At 60.5% G+C, this 18585-nt stretch carries 15 protein-coding genes; 8 read left to right on the top strand and 7 right to left on the bottom strand.

Features of this window, described 5'->3' with window-relative positions; translation table 11 throughout:
- Nucleotides 1–32: 32 nt before the first annotated feature.
- Nucleotides 33–1379, bottom strand: coding sequence for a class II 3-deoxy-7-phosphoheptulonate synthase (locus tag BFN10_RS03670; protein WP_071488516.1), 1347 nt, complete (start codon nucleotides 1377–1379; stop codon nucleotides 33–35).
- Between the two features lie 124 nt (nucleotides 1380–1503).
- On the opposite strand from BFN10_RS03670, the gene BFN10_RS03665 reads away from it, so the two are divergent.
- Nucleotides 1504–2259 (top strand): spermidine synthase, encoded by a 756-nt coding sequence (locus tag BFN10_RS03665; protein WP_071488515.1) that lies wholly within the window; start codon nucleotides 1504–1506, stop codon nucleotides 2257–2259.
- Nucleotides 2260–2379: 120 nt separating this feature from the next.
- Here BFN10_RS03665 and BFN10_RS03660 read toward each other — a convergent pair whose 3' ends face one another.
- The gene (locus BFN10_RS03660; RefSeq protein WP_071488514.1) at nucleotides 2380–3171 is read right to left on the bottom strand and encodes a crotonase/enoyl-CoA hydratase family protein; all 792 of its coding nucleotides are present in this window, start codon (nucleotides 3169–3171) and stop codon (nucleotides 2380–2382) included.
- A 423-nt stretch (nucleotides 3172–3594) separates the two neighbouring features.
- On the opposite strand from BFN10_RS03660, the gene BFN10_RS03655 reads away from it, so the two are divergent.
- A complete protein-coding gene (locus tag BFN10_RS03655; protein WP_058427958.1) occupies nucleotides 3595–5268 on the top strand; it encodes a DEAD/DEAH box helicase in 1674 nt (557 codons plus the stop codon).
- Nucleotides 5269–5343: 75 nt separating this feature from the next.
- Here the strand turns inward: BFN10_RS03655 and BFN10_RS03650 are convergent, their stop codons facing one another.
- Nucleotides 5344–6111: a DODA-type extradiol aromatic ring-opening family dioxygenase gene (locus BFN10_RS03650; RefSeq protein ID WP_071488513.1), complete on the bottom strand. Its 768-nt coding sequence runs from the start codon at nucleotides 6109–6111 to the stop codon at nucleotides 5344–5346.
- 103 nt (nucleotides 6112–6214) lie between these two features.
- On the opposite strand from BFN10_RS03650, the gene BFN10_RS03645 reads away from it, so the two are divergent.
- Nucleotides 6215–6871: a thiopurine S-methyltransferase gene (locus BFN10_RS03645; RefSeq protein ID WP_071488512.1), complete on the top strand. Its 657-nt coding sequence runs from the start codon at nucleotides 6215–6217 to the stop codon at nucleotides 6869–6871.
- Nucleotides 6872–7012: 141 nt separating this feature from the next.
- Here BFN10_RS03645 and htpX read toward each other — a convergent pair whose 3' ends face one another.
- Nucleotides 7013–7900 (bottom strand): protease HtpX, encoded by an 888-nt coding sequence (htpX, locus tag BFN10_RS03640; RefSeq protein ID WP_058427954.1) that lies wholly within the window; start codon nucleotides 7898–7900, stop codon nucleotides 7013–7015.
- A gap of 303 nt (nucleotides 7901–8203) precedes the next feature.
- On the bottom strand, nucleotides 8204–9415 hold the full coding sequence (locus tag BFN10_RS03635; RefSeq protein WP_016978462.1) for a pyridoxal phosphate-dependent aminotransferase: 1212 nt from the start codon (nucleotides 9413–9415) through the stop codon (nucleotides 8204–8206).
- Between the two features lie 202 nt (nucleotides 9416–9617).
- Between BFN10_RS03635 and msrB the strand changes: the two genes are divergently transcribed.
- The 3 genes from msrB (at nucleotide 9618) to BFN10_RS03620 (ending at nucleotide 11123) form a co-directional block, all read left to right on the top strand.
- The gene (gene msrB, locus BFN10_RS03630) at nucleotides 9618–10010 is read left to right on the top strand and encodes a peptide-methionine (R)-S-oxide reductase MsrB (RefSeq protein WP_071488511.1); all 393 of its coding nucleotides are present in this window, start codon (nucleotides 9618–9620) and stop codon (nucleotides 10008–10010) included.
- A gap of 151 nt (nucleotides 10011–10161) precedes the next feature.
- A complete protein-coding gene (locus BFN10_RS03625; protein ID WP_071488510.1) occupies nucleotides 10162–10647 on the top strand; it encodes a glutathione peroxidase in 486 nt (161 codons plus the stop codon).
- A complete protein-coding gene (locus BFN10_RS03620; protein ID WP_071488509.1) occupies nucleotides 10644–11123 on the top strand; it encodes a MarR family winged helix-turn-helix transcriptional regulator in 480 nt (159 codons plus the stop codon). Before BFN10_RS03625 ends, BFN10_RS03620 begins: the two co-directional genes overlap by 4 nt.
- On the opposite strand, the gene BFN10_RS03615 is transcribed toward BFN10_RS03620, so the two are convergent.
- A complete protein-coding gene (locus tag BFN10_RS03615; RefSeq protein ID WP_071488508.1) occupies nucleotides 11077–13386 on the bottom strand; it encodes a hybrid sensor histidine kinase/response regulator in 2310 nt (769 codons plus the stop codon). The genes BFN10_RS03620 and BFN10_RS03615 overlap by 47 nt on opposite strands.
- Nucleotides 13387–13549: 163 nt before the next feature.
- Here BFN10_RS03615 and BFN10_RS03610 point away from each other — a divergent pair, with 163 nt between their 5' ends.
- Together BFN10_RS03610 and BFN10_RS03605 are read left to right on the top strand one after the other, a co-directional pair.
- Nucleotides 13550–14440 carry an ATP-binding protein gene (locus BFN10_RS03610; RefSeq protein ID WP_071488507.1) on the top strand — a complete coding sequence of 297 codons (891 nt, stop codon included), beginning with the start codon at nucleotides 13550–13552 and terminating at the stop codon, nucleotides 14438–14440.
- A complete protein-coding gene (locus BFN10_RS03605; protein ID WP_071488506.1) occupies nucleotides 14437–14919 on the top strand; it encodes a GAF domain-containing protein in 483 nt (160 codons plus the stop codon). Before BFN10_RS03610 ends, BFN10_RS03605 begins: the two co-directional genes overlap by 4 nt.
- Before the next feature lie 24 nt (nucleotides 14920–14943).
- Here BFN10_RS03605 and BFN10_RS03600 read toward each other — a convergent pair whose 3' ends face one another.
- Nucleotides 14944–18579 (bottom strand): transporter substrate-binding domain-containing protein, encoded by a 3636-nt coding sequence (locus BFN10_RS03600; protein ID WP_071488505.1) that lies wholly within the window; start codon nucleotides 18577–18579, stop codon nucleotides 14944–14946.
- Between the last annotated feature and the right edge of the window lie 6 nt (nucleotides 18580–18585).

The following is an 18585-nucleotide window of genomic DNA, read 5'->3' as shown; positions in this document are numbered from 1 at the left end:
TCCCCGATGAGGCCCTGAAGGCAACTGAAAACTCAGCGTTTGACCTGCTTCAATGTCTCGGCAATCAGAAACGCCAACTCCAGTGACTGATCGGCATTCATCCGTGGGTCGCAGTGGGTGTGGTAGCGGTCCGACAAGCCATCCTCGGTGATCGGCCGCGCGCCGCCGATGCACTCGGTGACGTTCTGCCCGGTCATCTCGATGTGAATCCCGCCGGCATAGCTGCCTTCGGCCTGGTGCACCTGGAAGAACTCCTTCACCTCGCCGAGGATCTGCGCAAAGTCGCGGGTTTTGTAGCCGCTGCTGGCCTTGATGGTGTTGCCATGCATCGGGTCCGAGCTCCACAGCACCTGCTTGCCCTCGCGCTGCACGGCACGAATCAGGTGGGGCAGGTGATCGCCGACCTTGCCCGCGCCCATGCGCGCGATCAGGTTGAGGCGGCCGGGGTCGTTGTCCGGGTTGAGGATATCGATCAGGCGGATCAGGTCATCCGGGTTCATGCTCGGTCCGACCTTGACCCCGATCGGGTTGTTCACCCCGCGCAGGAACTCGACGTGAGCGCCGTCCAGTTGACGAGTGCGATCGCCGATCCACAGCATATGGGCCGAGCAGTCGTAGTAGTCGTTGGTCAGGCTGTCACGGCGTACGAAGGCTTGTTCGTAGTTGAGCAGCAGCGCTTCGTGGGCGGTGAAGAAGCTGGTCTCGCGCAGTTGCGGCGAGCTGTCCATGCCGCAGGCGCGCATGAAGGCCAGGGTTTCGTCGATACGGTCGGCCAGTTGGCTGTATTTTTCAGCCAGCGCAGAGTTGGCGATAAAGTCCAGGTTCCACTTGTGCACCTGGTGCAGGTCGGCAAAACCGCCCTGGGCAAAGGCGCGCAGCAGGTTCAGGGTAGCGGTGGACTGGTGGTAGGACTGCAGCAGGCGGTCCGGGTCCGGCACGCGGCTTTTCTCGTCGAAACCGATGCCATTGACGATGTCGCCACGGTAGGCGGGCAGGGTGACACCGTCGATGGTTTCATCATTGGCCGAACGCGGCTTGGCGAACTGGCCGGCCATGCGCCCGACCTTGACCACCGGGCAGCCGGCGGCAAAGGTCATCACGATAGCCATTTGCAGCAGCACTTTGAACGTGTCGCGGATTTTCGCGGCGGAGAACTCGGCAAAACTCTCGGCGCAATCGCCGCCTTGCAGCAGGAACGCGCGGCCCTGGGTCACCTCGGCAAACTGGCGGCGTAACTCGCGGGCTTCACCGGCAAACACCAGTGGCGGGTAGCTGGCCAGGTTTTGCTCCACTTGCAGCAAGTGTGCAGCGTCCGGGTACCGGGGTTGTTGCTGGATCGGCAGGGCGCGCCAGCTGTCGGGGCTCCAGGGTTGGCTCATCATGAACTCGATTGGCTGATTGACGGTGGGGCGCCAATGTTATCAGCAATTAGTGCGTGACCTGTTGCCGCCGGTTGGCCGACAATCGCGCTTTTGCCGTGCAGCAAACCCGTTAGGAGTTGTGATGACCGAGGAGCGTGTCGAGCGCCTGCTCGCCGAAGTCCATGATGAATTCGGCATGATCCGTGTGCTCGAAGTGGCCGATTACCGTTTTCTCGAGTTTGGCGATGCCATCGAGCAGAGCTGCGTGTTCACCGCTGACCCGAGCTGGCTGGAGTATGACTACACCCGTGCGATGCTGATCGGTGCGTTGTGTCATGAACAGCCGGAGAGCGCGCTGTTCCTTGGCCTGGGGGCCGGGACGTTGACCCAGGCGTGCCTCAGGTTCCTGCCGCTGGAAGATGTGGAAGCCATCGAGTTGCGCCCCGACGTGCCGCGCCTGGCCATCGAATACCTTGGGCTGGATGACGACCCGCGGTTGTATATCCGCATTGGTGATGCCCTGCAATTGCTGGAAAGCGCCGAATCGGCAGACTTGATCTTCGTGGACCTCTATACGGACGTCGGTCCCGGCGTCGGGCACCTGGCCTGGACCTTCCTGGAAAACTGCCAGAAGAAACTCAACCCCGGCGGCTGGCTGGTGATCAACCAATGGGCCACCGATGACGGCAAACCCTTGGGCGCGGCATTGTTGCGCGGGTTGTATCACCGGCATTACTGGGAACTGCCGGTGAAGGAGGGCAATGTGATCTTGCTGGTGCCTTCGGAGTTGGATCAGGAGCTGGATATGCAAGCGTTGACGGCGCGTGCCGAGGCATTGGTGCCACGCCTGGGGTATTCGTTGCAGGCGTTGATCAAGGCGATCCGGCCGGCTACTTGATTGCCTGAACTGGCCCTTTCGCGGGCAAGCCCGCTCCCACATTTGGACTGCATTCCCCTGTTGAAATGCATTCCCCTGTGGGAGCGGGCTTGCCCGCGAAGAGGCCATCACTGACGACGACTAAATACCTTTGAACACCCCTGGCCGCTTCTCCACCATCGCCAGCACACCTTCCTTGGCATCCTCACTGTTGAGCAATTTGTCCACCATCGGCGGCAACGCCTCAGCCGCCACGGCTTCGCCTTCCATGCGCGCCAGCCGTGCCGACATCAACGTGGCCTGCACGCCCAGCGGTGCCTGGCGCGCAATGCGGTTGGCCAGTTCGACGGCGCGGGGCAGCAAGTCCTCGCTGGCCATCACTTCCTGCACCAGGCCCAGGCGCAGGGCTTCATGGGCATCGAATTCGTCGCCGGTGAGCAGCCAGCGCATCGCGTTGCCCCAGCCGGCGATCTGATGAAGGCGCAGCGTCGCGCCGCCGAACGGAAAGATCCCACGCTGCACTTCCATCTGCGCAAAGCGCGTGTTGCTCGCGCACAAGTTGATATCGGCGGCCAGCATCAATTCGATACCGATGGTCAGACAGTAGCCCTGGGCTGCGACGATCACCGGTTTGCTCACGCGCGGGCCGGCAAATACGCCCCACGGATCACAACCGCCCAGAGGCGGCTGCCAGCCGCCGGCCATTACGCCGCTGACATTGGCCAGGTCCAGCCCGGCGGTAAAGTGGTCGCCATGGGCAAACACCACCGCCACCCGAGCGTCATCATTTCGATCAAATTCGCCATACGCCAGGCTCAGCTCATTGAGCAGGTCGAGGTCGAACGCGTTGCGTTTGGCCACCCGGTCCAGACCCAAAAGCAAGACATGACCCTGGAGTTCACGGCTGACGCGGCTGCTGCTGGCTTGATTCATCGGGTGTGCCCTCGGGCGCGGGGAAAGGTTTCGGACCAAAGGGCCGCAACGCTCAGGTGAACCGTTTAAGCGTTATGACCAGCAGGGCCGGGCCTCTGGAAAATAGACCCTGCCGGCGTTATCTGCAAAGACTGTGACATAGCGCGGTTTATCGGCACATGGCGATAAAAAAAGCTCCCTTTTTCAGCTATTTCCGGTATAGTGCGCGCCGGCCTTTAACCGGGCCGCGTTTAGGTAGCGCAATTCCCCGAAGTCAGCTTCGGCTGCACGTCCGCACAGCGGACTCTCCCTTGACGAATCTTTTTCATTCATTCGTTTTCGCAAATCCCCGCCGACAAAGCAGCCAGGGCGACTCTTGAGTCTCAACACGGCATGCGCAGCTTTGGAGCATGGGTCTTTGCGGATGCACTTAGAGGCAGACCCATGACCCAGGAAACCGGCGGCTTCGCCGCTTTTAATCTTAACCCGAATATTCTTGCAGCCGTCGCAGCGACCGGCTACGAAGAGCCTTCGGCGATTCAGCAGCAATCGATCCCGATCATCATGGCCGGCCAGGACATGATTGGCCAGGCGCAAACCGGTACCGGTAAAACCGCCGCGTTCGCCCTGCCTATCCTGCACTGCATCGATCCTGCCAAGCGCGAACCGCAAGCCCTGATCCTGGCGCCAACTCGTGAGTTGGCGCTGCAAGTAGCAACCGCTTTTGAAACCTACGCCAAGCAAATGCCAGGCGTAACCGTTGTGGCCGTTTACGGCGGCGCGCCTATGGGCCCGCAACTCAAGGCAATCCGCAATGGCGCACAGATCGTTGTCGCCACCCCGGGCCGCCTGTGTGACCACCTGCGTCGTGACGAGAAAGTCCTGTCGACCGTGAACCACCTGGTTCTGGACGAAGCTGACGAAATGTTGAAGCTGGGCTTCATGGATGACCTGGAAGTCATCTTCAAGGCACTGCCACCAACCCGTCAGACCGTACTGTTCTCGGCCACCCTGCCACAGTCGATCCGTGCCATTGCCGAACGCCACCTGCGCGATCCGCAACACGTGAAGATCCAGACCAAGACCCAGACCGTTACCGCGATCGAACAGGCTCACCTGTTGGTTCACGCTGACCAGAAGACCTCGGCTGTATTGAGCCTGCTGGAAGTCGAAGACTTCGACGCCCTGATCATGTTCGTGCGCACCAAGCAAGCGACCCTGGACCTGGCCAGTGCCCTGGAAGCCAAAGGCTACAAAGCCGCTGCGCTGAACGGTGACATCGCCCAGAACCAGCGTGAGCGTGTGATCGACTCCCTCAAGGATGGCCGCCTGGACATCGTTGTAGCGACCGACGTTGCTGCGCGTGGCCTCGACGTTCCACGTATCACCCACGTGTTCAACGTTGACATGCCGTACGACCCGGAGTCCTACGTGCACCGTATCGGCCGTACCGGCCGTGCCGGTCGCGAAGGTCGTGCACTGCTGCTGGTGACGCCGCGTGAGCGCCGCATGCTGCAAGTGATCGAGCGTGTGACCGGTCAGAAAGTCGCTGAAGTGCGCCTGCCGGATGCCCAGGCAGTCCTGGATGCCCGCATCAAGAAACTGACCAACAGCCTGGCACCACTGGTGGCTGACGCTGAATCGACCCACGGCGACCTGCTGGACCGCCTGACCGCCGACATCGGTTGCACCCCGCGTGCCCTGGCCGCAGCCCTGCTGCGCAAGGCAACCAACGGTCAAGCCCTGACCCTGGCGGCCATCGAGAAAGAACGTCCACTGGTGCCGAACAGCGCACCCCGCGGTGATCGCCCGGAGCGTTCCGGCGACCGTCCAGACCGTGGTGATCGTGAGCGTCGCGCTCCGGTTCCATTGGCTGAAGGCCGTGCGCGTTGCCGTACCGCGCTGGGCGCGCGTGATGGCATCGCTGCCAAGAACCTGCTGGGCGCTATCCTCAATGAGGGTGGCCTGGCACGTGAAGCCATCGGTCGCATCCAGGTCCGTGACAGCTTCTCCCTGGTGGAGCTGCCGGAAGACGGTCTGGAAAAACTGCTGACCAAGCTCAAAGACACTCGCGTTGCCGGTAAGCAGCTCAAACTGCGTCGCTACCGCGAAGATTGATCCGCCCTTGGGCTGATTGATCGCACATAAAAAATCCCCGACTGGTTCGGGGATTTTTTTTGCCTGAAATTTACTTTAGCCGAAGCGGTAGATGTCCATCCCCAGCGCGCCCATGGTGAATCCCTGGTGCGCCACGCTGAATTCGCCACCGGCGCCACGGGCAAAGTACAGGGGCAGCAAGTGTTCATCACTGGGGTGGCTACGCACGGCATTCGGTGCCTGGCGGCGATAGTCGTGCAGCGCGGTTTCATCGTTGGCTGCCAGCTTGTCCACCATCCAGTCCCGGAAATTCCGCGCCCATGGCTCGATGCTCTCCGGGCCTGCATGCCAGTCCAACTCGCCCAGGTTGTGGGTGATGCTGCCAGAGCCGATCAACAACACACCTTGCTCACGCAGGCCCGCAAGTGCATGTCCGACACGGGTCTGCAGGGCTGGACCCATGCGACTCGGCAAAGACACCTGCACCACCGGGATATCCGCCGCCGGGTACATCAGCGACAGCGGGACCCAGGTGCCGTGGTCAAAGGGGCGACGGTCATCGATGCGCGCATTCAGGCCATCGGCGTGCAGCAGCTCGACAATCTTGCTGGCCAGTTGCGGGTCGCCCGGGGCCGGGTACTGCACGGCAAACAGCTCGCGGGGGAAGCCGCCGAAGTCATGCCAGGTTTCCGGCGCGGCGCTGCCGCTGACCAGAAGTTCAGGGCTTTCCCAGTGCGCCGACACCATCACGATCGCCTTCGGTCGGGGCAGCTCGGCCGCTAGCTGTTGCAGCGCCGGGCCGCTGGCGCCGGGTTGCAGGGCGAGCATGGGCGAACCGTGGGAGATAAACAGGCTGGGCAACATAAGTAGGGTCCTGAGCGTTAGTATGGGCCCATCTTCAACCAGGTCATTAATCTAAATCTAATATAAGTTTTAGTGCCTTTTGATCGAATTTTCAGGGTGATGTATGGAGCCTAAATTTTGGCAAGACCGCTGGGCAAGCAACCAGATCGGCTTTCACCAACCCAAGGTCAATCCGTATCTACAACGACATTGGCCGCAACTGGGCCTGGCCGAGGGTGCGCAGGTGTTGGTGCCCTTGTGTGGCAAAAGCCTGGACTTGATGTGGCTGGCCAGCCAGGGGCTGCGAGTATTCGGTGTGGAGCTGTCGGAGCAGGCGGTCGAGGCGTTTTTCGACGAACAGGACCTTGTGCCCCGTATCACGCAACGGGGCACCTTTGCGGTGTATCAGGCGGGCTTGATCGAGGTGTGGTGTGGCGACTTCTTTGCCCTTGATGCTGAGGCGCTGGCCGATTGCGCTGCGCTTTATGACCGCGCCGCCCTCATCGCCTTGCCGCCGCTGATGCGTGTGCGGTATGCCGAGCATCTGAACAGTCTGTTGCGTCCAGGTTGCGAGGGGCTGTTGATCACCCTCGATTACGACCAGACGCAAAAAGCCGGACCACCATTTGCAGTAACGGATGACGAGGTGAAGGTGTTGCTGGGTGCGCACTGGGCCTTGGAGGTGCTGGAAGAACAAGACATCCTGGGCGAGAGCTGGAAGTTCGTGCAGGACGGCGTCACGCGGCTGGATGAACGGGTGTATCAGTTGACCAGGCGCTGAATTTTCCATCGCTATCGGGGGCAAGCCCCCTCCCACATTTTGATCTGTGAAAACCTTTAAGTGTGGGAGGGGGCTTGCCCCCGATGAGGCCTTCAGACCTGCAAAAAAGGGCGATCAGATCGCCCTTTTTTGTGTTGCCTGTCAGCCCCGACGACGCAACGCGTCGATCCGCTCTTCCAGCGGCGGGTGGCTCATGAACAGGCGAGCCATGCCTTGCTTGATACCGCCGTTGATGCCGAAGGCGGTCAGGCTGTCCGGCATATGCACCGGCAGGCCTTGTTCGGAACGCAGGTGTTGCAGCGCTGCGATCATTGCCCCGGTACCGGCCAGGCGTGCACCGGCTTCGTCTGCACGGAACTCCCGTTTGCGCGAAAACCACATGGTGATTGCACTGGCCAGGAAACCCAGCACCAGCTCGGCAAAGATGGTCGCCACGAAGTAGGCAATGCCGCGGCCGCCTTCGTTCTTGAAGATCACCTTGTCGACAAAGTTGCCGATGATCCGCGCGAAGAACATCACGAAGGTGTTCACCACACCCTGGACCAGCGCCAGGGTGACCATGTCGCCATTGGCTACGTGGCCGATTTCGTGGGCCAGCACGGCTTTCACTTCGTCGTAGGAGAAGCGTTCCAGCATGCCCTGGCTGACTGCAACGAGTGCGTCGTTCTTGTTCCAGCCGGTGGCAAAGGCGTTGGCTTCATAGGCCGGGAAGATCCCGACTTCAGGCATCTTGATGCCGGCCTCGCGGGACAACTCCTCGACGGTCTGCAGCAACCATTGCTCATGCCGGGTACGTGGCTGGGTGATGACCTGGGTGCTGGTGCTCATCTTCGCCATCCACTTGGAGATGAACAGCGAGAACAGCGAGCCGGCAAAACCAAAGACCGCACAGAAAACCAGCAGCTGATTGAGGTTCAGGTCAACCCCGTTGGCCGCCATGAACCCGTTGAAGCCGAAAAGGCTCAAGGTGATGCTGGCAATCAGCACGACCGCAAGGTTAGTGGCCAAGAACAGCAGGATGCGCATCATGGTTGTAGAGTTCTCCTCATGCTTAATATGTCGCGTACTGCGGGGTATATAAGGTGCCGCATAGGGTGATTCAACCGAGCGACTATTTCAAACTGTGTCCTACAGCCGGAATGTAGAGGTTTGAAGGGAATTTCCGATGCGGAAAAGGTCGTTTGATCGGTTCATCGTTGCCTTGAAGCCCTTTGATTTAGGGGGCGAGTGGTTTTTGCGGCGTCGGTGAAATGGCAGGGCAGGGGAGAGGAAGAGAAGTGTTGCCAGATACTCGCCGTACGACCGATTGTCGGTCGTACGGCGCCGTTTCCCTTACTGGCGATAGGACTTGAGGAAGTTGCCGATACGACCGATGGCCATGTCCAGGTCATCCACACGCGGCAACGTCACCACGCGGAAGTGATCCGGCCACGGCCAGTTGAACGCGGTGCCTTGCACCACCAGCAGTTTTTCCGACAGCAACAGGTCGAGCACGAACTTTTCGTCGTTGAGGATCGGGCATACCTTCGGGTCGATCCGCGGGAACGCGTACAACGCCCCCATGGGTTTCACGCAACTGACGCCCGGGATTGCATTGAGCAGCTCCCAGGTACGGTTGCGCTGCTCCAGCAGGCGGCCTTGGGGCAATACCAGATCATTGATGCTCTGGTAGCCGCCCAGGGCGGTCTGGATGGCGTGCTGGCTCGGCACGTTGGCACACAGGCGCATATTGGCCAGCATATCGATGCCTTCGATATAACTCTGGGCGTTGTGCTTGGGACCGGAGATGGCGATCCAGCCGGAACGGAAACCCGCCACGCGGTAAGACTTGGACAGGCCGTTGAAGGTCAGGCACAGCAGGTCTGGCGCCAGGGAGGCGGTGCACACGTGCACGGCGTCATCGTAGAGGATCTTGTCGTAGATCTCGTCGGAGAACACCACCAGGTTGTGCTGGCGTGCCAGTTCGAGCATGCCCAGCAGCACTTCCTTGGAATACACGGCGCCGGTCGGGTTGTTCGGGTTGATGATCACCAGGGCCTTGGTGTTCGGGGTGATCTTGGCCTTGATGTCGGCCAGGTCCGGGAACCAGTCGGCGCCTTCGTCACACAGGTAGTGCACCGGGTGGCCACCGGCCAGGGTCACGGCGGCGGTCCACAATGGGTAGTCCGGCGCCGGTACCAGTACTTCGTCGCCATTGTTGAGCAGGGCCTGCATGGACATCACGATCAGCTCGGACACGCCATTGCCCAGGTAGATGTCTTCGATGCCGACACCTTCGACCTGCTTCTGCTGGTAGTACTGCATCACGGCCTTGCGCGCACTGAACAGGCCTTTGGAGTCGCTGTAGCCCTGGGCGGTGGGCAGGTTGCGGATCACGTCCTGGAGGATTTCGTCCGGCGCTTCGAAACCAAAGGGCGCCGGGTTGCCAATGTTCAGCTTGAGGATGCGATGGCCTTCCTCTTCCAGGCGTTTGGCGTGCTTGAGCACTGGGCCGCGAATGTCGTAGCAGACGTTGGCGAGCTTGTTCGATTTGCTGACCTGCATGGCGATGTGATCCTGAAAATGAACGATCCAGACGGTGTGGGCACTACCGTACTGTGAATCCTGCGAAGGCCGCACCCATAAATACGTTTGAATGCCGGTAGCGCGGGTGCCAGACTGGCGTTTTGAAGAGGCGCAATCATACGTGCCGCCTGATCCATGGAAAAGACACAGATCAGGCTTTTTCAGTTGCCGAGGTGTACCGATGGAAAAGTTGGATAAAACGCTGGAGGAATGGCGGGAGATGCTCGACCCCGCGCAATATCAGGTCTGTCGACTGAAGGGCACTGAGCGCCCGTTCTCCGGCAAGTACAACGCCACCACCACGGATGGCGTGTACCACTGCATTTGCTGCAACGAACCGCTGTTCGATTCCAGCACCAAGTTCGATGCGGGCTGTGGCTGGCCTAGCTTCTACGAGCCGATTGCCGAGAGCGCGATGATCGAGATCCGCGACGTCAGCCACGGCATGATCCGCACCGAAGTCACCTGCGCCAAATGCGATGCGCACCTGGGGCATGTGTTCCCGGACGGCCCGCCGCCGACCGGCTTGCGTTACTGCATCAACTCGGTGTGCCTGGACCTCGTTCCGCGTTGAATTGAACGGCGCGGCACCCTGCAGGAGCCCGGCAAGACGGGCTCCTGCAAGGGAGGGGTAATAGCGAGGTATCAATTTCGCCAATTAAATTGCACGCAATTTAATTGGCGACTATCTTTTTCCTTTTTTCCCCGCTATTCGAGGCACTGCCATGAGCAACAACCTGCTGAGTATTCCTTGCACCACCATCAAGGGTGAGCAAAAGACCTTGGCCGATTTCGCCGGCAAGGCCATCCTCGTGGTCAACACCGCCAGCAAGTGCGGCTTCACCCCGCAGTACAAAGGCCTGGAGCAACTCTGGCAGCAGTACAAGGACCAGGGTTTGGTGGTATTGGGTTTTCCTTGCAACCAGTTCGGCAAGCAAGAGCCCGGTGACGAAGGCGCGATTTCCGAATTCTGCGAGCTGAATTTTGGTGTCAGCTTCCCGCTGTTCAAAAAGATCGACGTGAATGGCAGCGACGCCCACCCTTTGTTCGTACAGCTGAAAAAGCAGGCACCGGGTCTGCTGGGTTCCAAGGGGATCAAGTGGAACTTCACCAAGTTCCTGATCGGTCGTGACGGCCAGGTGGTCAAGCGTTTTGCCCCGACCACCAAGCCCCAGGACCTCACCCAAGAGATCGAAGCCCTGCTCAAATGACTGTCTCCCTGGCGCTCGACCATCAACTGTGTTTCAAGCTCTACGCAGCTTCCCGGGCGGTGACCCGAGCCTACAAGCCGATGCTGGATCAACTGGGCCTGACCTACCCGCAGTACCTGGTGATGCTGGTGCTATGGGAGTGGCATGCCACGACGCCGGCGCTACCCACGGTCAAGGCCTTGGGCGAGCGCCTGATGCTCGACTCTGGCACGCTCACGCCGCTGCTCAAGCGCCTCGAGCAGCTCGGCTGGGTCAGGCGTCAACGCAGCGCCAGGGATGAGCGCGAAGTGCACCTGAGCCTGAGCGAAAGCGGTGTGCAATTGCGCGACCAGGCCCATGGCCTGAAAACACGGCTGCTGTGCGACAGCGGCATCGACCTGAACCAGGCCGACACGTTGCGCGATGGCCTGGACCAGTTGCTCCGGCAGATCAAAGACTTGTCGCCTTCGGCACCCATAGATCCAGCAAGCCGCTGAGCTCCTCGCGGCGAAATGGCTTGGCCAGGTAGTCATTCATGCCTGCAGCCCGGCAACGCTCGCGTTCTTCCGACAGGGCGTTGGCGGTCAGTGCGACGATCGGCAGGTCCGGCCAGCGCCCGCTGCGACGGATCTGTCGGCTGGCCTCGTAACCATCCATCACTGGCATATTGCAGTCCATCAGCACCATGTCGAAGGGTTGTTCCTCAAGAAACCTGAGTGCTTCGCCACCGTGGGCGGCCACGATCACCTCACACCCCAGTTTGCTGAGCATGCCCTTGGCCACCAGTTGGTTGACCGGGTTGTCCTCCACCAGCAGGATGCGCGCCCGGTGCATCAGGGGCGCGGCGTCCATCTGGATCGGGTCGAGGATCAGTTGCGCTTCGCTGCGCAGGTTGCGTTGCAGGATCTGATACAGCGCGTTGCGGCTCAATGGGCGCGCCTGTTGCTGCAACGGCGCCAGTGCCGCGACTTCTTCGCTGGGCATGAAATTGCCATAGGCGGTCACCAGCAGGATCGGCGCGCTAATGGCGGGGCGCAGGCGGAACAGGCATTCGGGGCAGTCGGTGATCAGCAGGTCCGGGGCTTGTCCGCTCAAGTCATCGTCTTGCGTGTAGCAGTGCGGTGTCAGCCCCCAGTGGGGCAGCAGGGTGGTGAGCAGCTCTGTGAGGCCACTGCCGGCACTGGTAATGGCGATGACTTCCCCCTTGAGCGGTGTCGGTTGCACCGCAGGCAAATGGGTCGGCAATGGCAGGTCGGCGCAGAACTGGCTGCCGAAGCCCACCTCCGAGCTGATGCTCAAGCGGCCCTGCATCGCTTCACACAGGTTGTGCGTCAACGCCAGGCCCAGGCCCGTGCCGCCAAACTGACGGGTGATGCCGGCGCCGGCCTGGGTGAAGGGTTGGAAGATCTTCACCTGAGCTTCCTGCGCAATGCCGATGCCGGTATCACACACCTCGATGCGTACCCGGCCCTCCTGCGCGCTGAGGCGAACATCCACACGGCCGAAGCGGGTGAATTTCAAGGCGTTGGACAGCAGGTTACTGACGATTTGCCGCACGCGGGTCGGGTCGCCCAAGACCTGGGCGGGAAACTGCGGGTCGATCAGGCAGGTCAGTTCGACGCTCGGCGCCGCGTTCTGCGACAACAGGTTGGCGGTGTCTTCCACCAGTGAGCCCAAATCGAACGGGATGCGCTCCAGCTCCAACTGGCCAGCGTCGAACTTGGACAGGTCGAGGATATCGTTGAGCAGCTCCACCAGCACTTTGCCAGAGTCATGGGCAATGGACAGTTGCTGGCGTTGCTCGGCGTTGAGTGGGCTGTCCAGCGATAGCGCGATCATCCCCAGCAGGCCATTGAGCGGGGTGCGAATCTCATGGCTCATGTTGGCCAGGAAGGCCGCCCGCGCCTGGGCCATGCCCAGTGCATGCATCTTTGCGGCTTCCAGTTCATCGTTGGACTGGCTCAGTCGCTGGTTGCTGGCCTTGAGCTCCAGGGTGCGGGCGGAGACGATATCTTCCAGTTGCCCCAGGTATTCGGTCAGCCGATCTTCAGCGTGACGGCGTTGCTGGATCTCTGTCTCCATGTTTTCGAACTGCTGGTTGGCGACATTCACCAGCACGCCGATTTCGTCGTGCTCGTGGCCCGGTGGGCAGTCCAGGCGGGCCTGCCGGCGATTGCTCAGCTCGCGGATAATGCGCACCAGAGGCTGGGTCAACATCACGTAGAACAAGCCCAGCAGGATGCCGGTCAGCAACAGGCTGCGGGCGAAGCCGTTGAGTAGCGTGATCTCGGCACGGCGCAGAAAGCGGCTGCCAAAGGCGTAGGTATCCACATCCAGGCGCAGCACCCCAAGGGATTCGTTGGGCATGTGGCTGAGGAACAGGCGGTCCTCAAACTGACGGTTGGCACCGAACAGGAAGTCGCTGATAGGGCGGTAGGTGCTTTCTTTGCGCGGTCGGTCGACATCGGCCAGCACCACGCCGTTGTTGTCGATCAACTGGGCGTGAACGATGGCGGGGGAGTGCAAAAGGCCCAGGGTCAGTTCCTGGGCCAGTTCGGCGTCGATGTTGTAGGCGATGCGTGACGCGGGGTTGTGACTGATTTCGATCAACGAGCGAATTTCACGGTTGATGGATGCGTCTTCGCTGGCATAATCAATACCGATCTGGATCAGGCTGAGCAAGGTTCCCAAGACGAAACCGACCAGCACAGTCAATCTGGCTTGTTTATAAGACAAGCGGTGGGCGAACTTGATATCCATCGAGTGTTGAACCACTTCACGTTTCCCTTCGCCCGGCAAGCATAGCTGAACATCCACAAGCTCTGGCTTACCCGGCATGAATCGTTTTTTACGCAGCTTCGTGCGGTCTGCCGCAGGGTTGCCAATACGCCATCTTTTGCAAGAACTTGCCAGAGGAATAATCGTGGACTCTCGATTGAATGCCTTTCTTGAACGGGCTGAAACCGTGCTCGCCCGCCTGGAGCCATTGTTGCCCGCGCCGCGCCAGGCCATCGATTGGAACCAGTGCCTGGCGGCACGCTGGCAGCGTGAAGGCCGCAGTGGTTTCCTGTTGCCGCTGGACGTGAGCCTGGACATGCGCCTGTCCGACCTGATTGGCGTGGACAAGCAACGTGAAACACTGGCGCGCAATACCCAGCAATTCATCGATGGCCTGCCCGCCAACCATGCACTGCTGTGGGGTTCGCGCGGCACGGGTAAATCGTCCATGGTGCGCGCGTTGCTGGCCCAGCATGCCAAGGCGGGCCTGCGCCTGATCGAAATCGAGCGTGATCATCTCGCTGATCTGCCGCGCGTGGTCGAGCAACTGATCAAGTTGCCGCAGCGCTTTATCCTGTTCTGTGATGACCTGTCGTTCGAGGCCGGCGAAGGCGATTACCGCGTGCTGAAAAGCGTGCTGGACGGCTCCCTCGAACAGGCTCCGGAAAACGTACTGCTGTACGCGACCTCCAACCGCCGTCACCTGGTCCCGGAGAACCAAAGCGACAATGACAACTGGAAACGCGTGGATGGCGAGCTGCACCCCAGCGAAGCGGTGGAAGACAAAATTGCCTTGTCCGACCGTTTTGGCCTGTGGCTGTCGTTCTATCCGTTTACCCAGGAGCATTTCCTGGATGTGGTGGAGCACTGGATCGGCGAGCTGGCGAGCAAGGCCGGTTTGCAATGGCAGCGCGATGAAGCCCTCGACATCCTCGCCGTGCGCTGGGCGACCGGACGCGGCAACCGCAATGGCCGTTGCGCGTACCAATTTGCCCGTTACTGGGTAGGCCTTAAATTGTTGGAGCTTCAACCATGATCAATCTACACAGCGCTGGCACCGGCCTGGATGGCTATGCGATGCTCTGCGCGCAACTGGAGTCGCTGCTGGCCGATGAGCGCGACTTCATCGCCAACAGTGCGCAGTTTTCTGCGTTTCTGTTCAATCAGCTGGACGACTTGAACTGGGCCGGCTTCTATCTCAACCGCAACGAAGAACTGGTGCTCGGACCGTTCCAGGGCCAGATTGCCTGTGTGCGCATTCCCTTCGGTCGCGGGGTCTGCGGGACGGCGGCCGTAACGCGGCAAACCCAGCGGGTGGAGGATGTGCATGCGTTTCCCGGGCACATTGCCTGCGACAGCGCATCGAACAGTGAGCTGGTGGTGCCTTTGGTCAAGGACGGCAAGCTGGTTGGCGTTCTTGACCTCGACAGCCCGTCGCTTGCACGCTTTACGCTCCAGGACCAGGCGGGCATTGAACAGCTGGCGGCGATTTTCCTGCGTCTGACCGACTGCTGATCACGCAAGGGGCAGCAATGCCCCTTATTGACTCTCTGGGCTGTGGAGCTGCACCTGCAGCAACCTCTCCAGTTCCAGCATGGATTTTTCCAGGGTTTTCGCACCCGCCTCGATTAACGTCCAGTCATCGCCACGGGCACACGCCTGTTCGAGGGCTTCACACTGCCCGGCCAATGAGGCCGCCTGAACAATACGGGCGGCACCCTTGATCTTGTGGGCCTGCTCGATGATCTCCTGGAGTGGGGCGTGTGCGGTTATCAGTGCGGTCAGTGCCTGGCGATCGTTCCGGCTGCTGCTCAACAGCTCCTCCAGCAGTCGCCCATTCAACTGTGGGTCGCCGCCGGTCAAGGCCTCGAAGTTGCCAAGGTCCAGGTGCAACTCCACTGTTTGAGGGGCGATCTGCGCCAGTTGCCGCTCCAGAGTCGTGAGGCTGATGGGTTTGAACAGGCAATCGTTCATACCGGCCTGAGCACAGCGTTGTTTCTCTTCAGGCTGTGCATTGGCGGTAAACCCAAGCACCACGCACGGTGGCAGTTGCTCGCGCTGTTCGTATTCGCGGATCGAACGACTCAACTCGTAGCCATTCATGATGGGCATGTTGCAGTCGGCGATGACCAGGTCGAAGCGTTCCTGGCGCCAGGCCTGGAAACCGGCTGCGCCATTCTGGGCTGCCGTGAACTGGTGGCCCAGGTAGCCCAGTTGCTGGCACATCAGCAAGCGGTTGGCGGGATGGTCGTCCACCACCAGCACATTGAGTACCGGCGTGGTTGCGGGCTTCTCGGGTTTCTGTTCATCGGCTGCCTGTTCCGGCAGCAGTCGCGGCATTCGCAGGTTGACATGCACCTGGGTGCCCACCATGGGCACGCTGCTCAGGCTCAGTTCTCCACCCATCATTGCGCACAGGCTGCGGCAGATCACCAACCCCAGGCCCGCGCCGCTCCTGGCGAGCTGCCCGGAATTGTCGGCCTGGGCAAAGGGTTCGAACAGGCGTTTCTGATCATCGCGGCTGATACCTATCCCGGTATCTTCCACCACCAGCTTCATCTCGACCTGTTGCACCAGCTTGGTGGGCAATACTTCAACGCGGATTTTTACCTGGCCACGTTCGGTGAACTTGATGGCATTGCTGATCAGGTTCGACAGCACCTGCTTGAAGCGCAGCGGGTCGATCAGGACTTCGGTGTCGTCCTGGTCGGGCTTGAACTCTAGGGACAGGCTGAGGGTTTTCTGGCGCGCCAGCCCGTCGAAGACACGCACCACCGACTCGATCACCTCGCGCAGGTTGACCCGTTCCGGCGCCAGGCTCAGGCGGCCGGATTCGATACGTGCGATGTCCAGGATATCGCCGATCAGCTCCAGCAGGTCCTTGGCCGAGTTATAGGCAACTTCGATGGCCGGGCGATCCAGGTGGCCATGGTCGGCGCGTTTGAGGGTCAGCTCCAGCATGCCGATCACCGCGTTCATCGGCGTGCGTATTTCATGGCTCATGGTAGCGAGGAACGTGCTCTTGGCCCGATTGGCTTCGTCGGCGCGCTCTTTGGCCGCGCGGATCTCATCGAACAATTGGCGGCGCTCGCTGATGTCAATCCAGCCACCGATGATTCCCTGCACCTCCCCGGTAGAGTCGCGGTAGGGCAGGATCCAGTGATAGATCGTCAGTTTCTTCCCGCGAATATGCAGGGTGCGGTCCAGGATCAGCGGGTTGCCTTCGGCCATTACCCGCTGGTAGTCGGCATGGTACTGCTCCGCGTCCGTCTCGAGGGCTTTGCTCATCTGCAGGGCACTTTTGCCGATCACGTCCTCACGCTTGACCTCGAACACTTGCAGGTAGCTGTCGTTGCATGTCTGTAGCAGGCCTTTACGGTCACGCACGTAGATCGGGTGCGGGGTTTCGTTGACCAGCGCGCGCATGAATTCGAACTGATCGTTGAGGGCGCGCTCAGCCATCTTGCGGTGCTTGATCTGACGGCGCATGTAGGCGTTCCAGGCCAGGGAGATCAACAGCAGCAGCCCGGTGCCGATGATGATACGGGCTATCAGCTGGTGGTAGTTGCGCCAATAGCTGTCGGAGGCGGCAGTGTAGCCCCGCCAGCGGCTGTTGATCACCCCCAGTTCATCCGGAGCGATGCTCAACAAGGCCTTGTCGAGAATCGAGCTGAGTTCGGTGGCACTGCGCGATGTGGCCAGGGCAAACATGGCTGGGAAGGTGCCGATGCTCGTACTCATCTGCAGCTTGTCCTGGAACACCTGGGACGACAGGAAGTAGTTGGCGACTACCAGGGAGTTCACCGCGCCTTCCACGTGACCCTGGGCCAACAGTTCCGAAGCCTTGAAGGTGTCGCTGGCTTTGACCAGTTGGACCTGGGGAAAGTCGCGACGAAGGATAGCCTCCAGAGGGTTGCCTGGCGTGATTGCCAGGCGTTTGCCGGCCATCTGCTCCAGGTTCAAGGGTGCATTGGGTTCTTTGCGTGTCAGCAGGACATAGGAGTTTTCCAGGTAGGGCCGGCTGAAGTTCAGTTGCGCCTCCCGCTCGGCGCTGGGCACGATGGCACCAATGATATCGGCCTTGCCGGCATCTACCTGTTCAATCATTTCGTTGACGTCGCGTTCGCGCCGGATCTCGAAGCGCAGCCCGGTACGCAGGCGGACCAATTCCAGCAGGTCGGCGGTGATGCCGCGGAAGTTGCCATCGGCATCGAAAAAGGTCAGTGGTGCGAAGGTTTCATTCACCACCACCTTGACCACCGGATGGTCTTTCAACCAGCGCTCCTCGCGTTGGGTCAGTTGCAGCTTCTGATCGGACAGCAAGATGTCGCTGCCGGCGCTCCAGCGCTTGGCGATCATTTCCCGTTCGTTCATGGGCACGGTGGCCAGAACCGCGTCAACAATACTCAAGAGGGTGCGCTGATGTTGGGGCATGGCAAAGCTGAACCCGTAGGCTTCGTGTTTACCGAAGTTGGCCATGCGGATGTTCTTCAGGTAGCCCTTGTTGATCATGTAATGGGTGGAAATGGTATCGCCGAGGAACACGTCAGCCTGGTCGAACGCCACTGCATTCAGGGCATTTTGATAAGAGGGGTAGGCGCGGATGATCGCCTGGGGGTACAGCTTTTCCACTTCCGCCAAGGGCAGGTAGTGGTAGACCAGGGCCAGACGCATGCCGGCCAGGCCATCGTTCAGGCTGCGGGTTTCACCTTCGCGGGTGACCAGCACCGGTTGGTCGACGGCATAGGGTTCGGACAGCGTGAGGTTGGGGTTCGCCGCCTCGAAGCCGTTGGAGGAGCCCAGTAAATCGATATCCCCGGTTTCAAGCGCACGGATGGCCGCCTCACGGGAAGGGTAACGCAATACCTTCACTGGCAAGGCCAGCGCCTTGGCCAATAGGCCGGCGTAATCAGCGGTCAGTCCTTCGTAGTCGCGACCACTGGACGTGAGGTCGAACGGAGGATAGTCAGGGGCCGCAGTGCCCAGCACCAGTTCGCGCTTGTTTTGCAGCCATTGGCGTTGGGTCTTGTTAAGGTTGGTTTCCAGTTGAACAGAGCCTGCACGGCTCAACAAGGTGAAATGTTCCGGGCCCGGTTGATGGTTCGCGAGCACGGCGGTACTGAAGCACAAACCGGCACTCAATATAATCAGATAGTCCTTTATACGCCTGGGCATCCGCTT

The organism is Pseudomonas extremorientalis, assembly GCF_001870465.1.
Lineage (GTDB): Bacteria > Pseudomonadota > Gammaproteobacteria > Pseudomonadales > Pseudomonadaceae > Aquipseudomonas > Aquipseudomonas extremorientalis.
This window is presented reverse-complemented; position numbering and strand designations above follow the sequence as displayed.